The organism is Rubrivirga sp. (assembly GCF_049648075.1).
Classification (GTDB): Bacteria; Bacteroidota; Rhodothermia; order Rhodothermales; family Rubricoccaceae; genus Rubrivirga.
In genome coordinates, this window is sequence record NZ_JBARYR010000244.1 from 1 (window position 1) to 2,587 (window position 2,587).

The 2,587-nt window shown below is 69.7% G+C and carries 2 protein-coding genes and 1 pseudogene; 2 read left to right on the forward strand and 1 reads right to left on the reverse strand.

Annotated elements, in window-relative coordinates; translation table 11 throughout:
- Window positions 1–758, reverse strand: a pseudogene (locus tag WBA11_RS07425) (hypothetical protein); the annotation flags it as partial.
- A 313-nt stretch (window positions 759–1,071) separates the two neighbouring features.
- Between WBA11_RS07425 and WBA11_RS07430 the strand changes: the two are divergent.
- Both WBA11_RS07430 and WBA11_RS07435 read left to right on the forward strand, forming a co-directional pair.
- Window positions 1,072–1,485: an SDR family NAD(P)-dependent oxidoreductase gene (locus tag WBA11_RS07430; RefSeq protein WP_424520064.1), complete on the forward strand. Its 414-nt coding sequence runs from the start codon at window positions 1,072–1,074 to the stop codon at window positions 1,483–1,485.
- Window positions 1,486–1,545: 60 nt separating this feature from the next.
- Window positions 1,546–2,587: MBL fold metallo-hydrolase (locus WBA11_RS07435; protein WP_424520065.1), on the forward strand; the 1,042-nt coding region annotated here is incomplete at its 3' end.

Consider the following 2,587-nt stretch of genomic DNA (forward strand, 5'->3'; position numbering starts at 1 on the left):
GCACGGCGGCGGTCTTGGCGACGATCCTGCTGGCGCTCGGCACGGCGGCGCTCCTGCTGACGCTCCGTGCGACGACGGTCCTCACGACGCTCGGCACGCCGGCGCTCCTCCTGGCGCTCCGCACGACGACGGTCCTGCTGGCGATCGGCACGACGTGCAGCATCTCGACGGTCGCGGCGACGGTCCCGAGCCCGCTCGTCCTGGCGCCCTTGACGGTAGCCGTCGTTCCGCGCCCGGCGCGTGTCGTACCAGCCGCGGCGGTTGTCGTAGCGGCGATGGCGGTAGTACTCGTTGTAGCGCTGGCCGCCGTAGCGGTTGTAGTAGCCGTACGGCTCGTGGAAGCGGCGGTCCAAGATCCGCTCCACCTGCCGGTCGGTCTGGGCCCACCACCGCTGCGCACGTCCGCGACGCGGGAACGGGTAGACATCACGGTGGCGACGGACGTTGGTCTGGTCCAAGAGCCGGTAGGTCCGGTCGATCAGCAAGTCGCGGATGGCGCGCTCCTCCCGGTTCGAGATCCGCAGGTACCGGTCGAGGTCGTTGACGTACCGGCGGGCGTCGCGCTCGACGCGGCGGTGGAATGCCGAGCGACCACGGTTGTTGTAGCGGTCGTTTCCGTACCGGCCGTCTTCGTAGCGGTCGTTTCCGTACCGGTCGTTTCCGTAGTAGTCGTTGTTGCCGTAGTTGCCGAGCCCGGCGCACCCACTGAGGGCGACGAGCCCTGCGAGGGCGGTTAAGGAGAGGAGCGATCGGTGCATCTCTGGTGGGGACGATGGTGGGGTCACGGTCGCGCCGGGTGGTGCGCACGAGGTCAGCCGCAACAACAGTGGGTGAGGTCACACTCCGTTGACACAACCCCCGTACCACGCCTGAAACCGCTTCCGGACCGCGCGAGGAGACCCGTCCTCGAGGACGCTGTCCAACCCCGAGGACGGGTCGCGCCCGCTCTACCGGACCCGCCGATGCCGGATCGACCTCGAGGCCGAGTGAGGAGACCACGCGACTTGGTTCGATAATCGAAACATCTAATCGTGGTGGCCGTGGGAGCGCCTCACACCGATCCCGCCTTCCATGCCCACACCGAGCGTCGTCATCGTCACCGGAGCCTCTCCCAGGATCGGCTTGTCTGCAGCCGAGCACCTGCTGGCCCGCGGTCATACGGTCTACGGCGCTGCGCGGCGCGTCGAAAAGATGGCGCCCATCGAGGCCAAGGGCGGCACCATGCTCGCGCTCGACGTGACCGACAACGATTCAATGACGGCGGCCGTCGAGGCCGTCCTCGAGGCCGGGGGCCGGATCGACGCGCTCGTCCACAACGCCGGCTACGGCTCGTACGGCGCCGTCGAGGACGTCGACCTCGAGGAAGGACGGCGCCAGTTCGACGTCGACGTGTTCGGGCTGGCCCGGCTCGCGGTCGCGTCCCGGTGGCTCTTGCCCGACCGCGTGTTCGACGCCTTCTTGCGTTCGCGAATGGGATTGTCCTGATCTCGCCGTCCTCGACGACGGCCCCACTCTCTCGCCCTCGAGGGCGCGACACTCGACATCATGCCCAAGACACGAACCTTGCTAACCGGCGTGGCCTTGGTGGGCGCGGCCGGCGTCGCCGCCTTTCGCCTGCCTGTATTCGGCGGGACGCCTGAAGGCGACCGCCTCGACCGGATGCGTCGCTCGCCGCAATGGCGCGACGGCCGGTTCCACAACCAGATCCCGACCGGCGTGGCCGACGGCGCCGAGGCGATGGGAAAGGGCCTCAAGGAGTGGGTCTTCGGAGACAAGAGCCTGCGCTCGCCCTCGATGCCGGTCCCCATCCAGCTCCGCACGACGTCCGACTTCGAGCCGCCGAGTGCGCTCCGGCTCACCTGGCTCGGCCACGGCACGACGCTCGTCGAGATCGAGGCCCGGCGGTTCTTGGTCGACCCGGTTTTCAGTGAGTCCGCGGCGCCGTCGAGCTTGCTGGGCGTCCGCCGGTTCCACGCGCCGCCGCTCGCCCTCGAGGACGTGCCCGCCCTCGACGCGGTCGTCCTGACCCACGACCACTACGACCACCTCGACTACCACGCGGTTCGAGCGCTCGCGTCCCGCGTCCCGCTGTGGATCTGTCCCCTCGGCGTCGGGGCGCACTTGGAGCGCTGGGGCGTCGCTTCAGACCGCATCCAAGAGTGCGACTGGTGGGGTCGCGTCGAGGTCGGCGGCCTCGAGGTCGTCTGCACGCCGGCGCGTCACTTCTCGGGACGGTCATTGACCGACCGCGACCGGACGCTGTGGTCGGGCTGGGCGTTCATCGGAGCCGAGCACAAGGTGTACGCGACGGGCGACGGCGGCTTCGGGCCGCACTTCCTCGAGGTCGGGGAACGGCTCGGCCCGTTCGACGCGACGCTCGTCGAGGTCGGCGCCTACGACCAAGGATGGGCCGACATCCACATGGGGCCGGAGCAGGGCGTCCGCGCGGTGCAGGACGCTCGCGGCGGGCTCTTGATTCCGGTTCACTGGGGCACGTTCGCCCTGGCGTTTCACGGCTGGACCGAGCCGGCCGAGCGCGTCCTCGAGGCCGCGCGTGGGGCGGGCGTGCCGTTCGCCATCCCTCGAC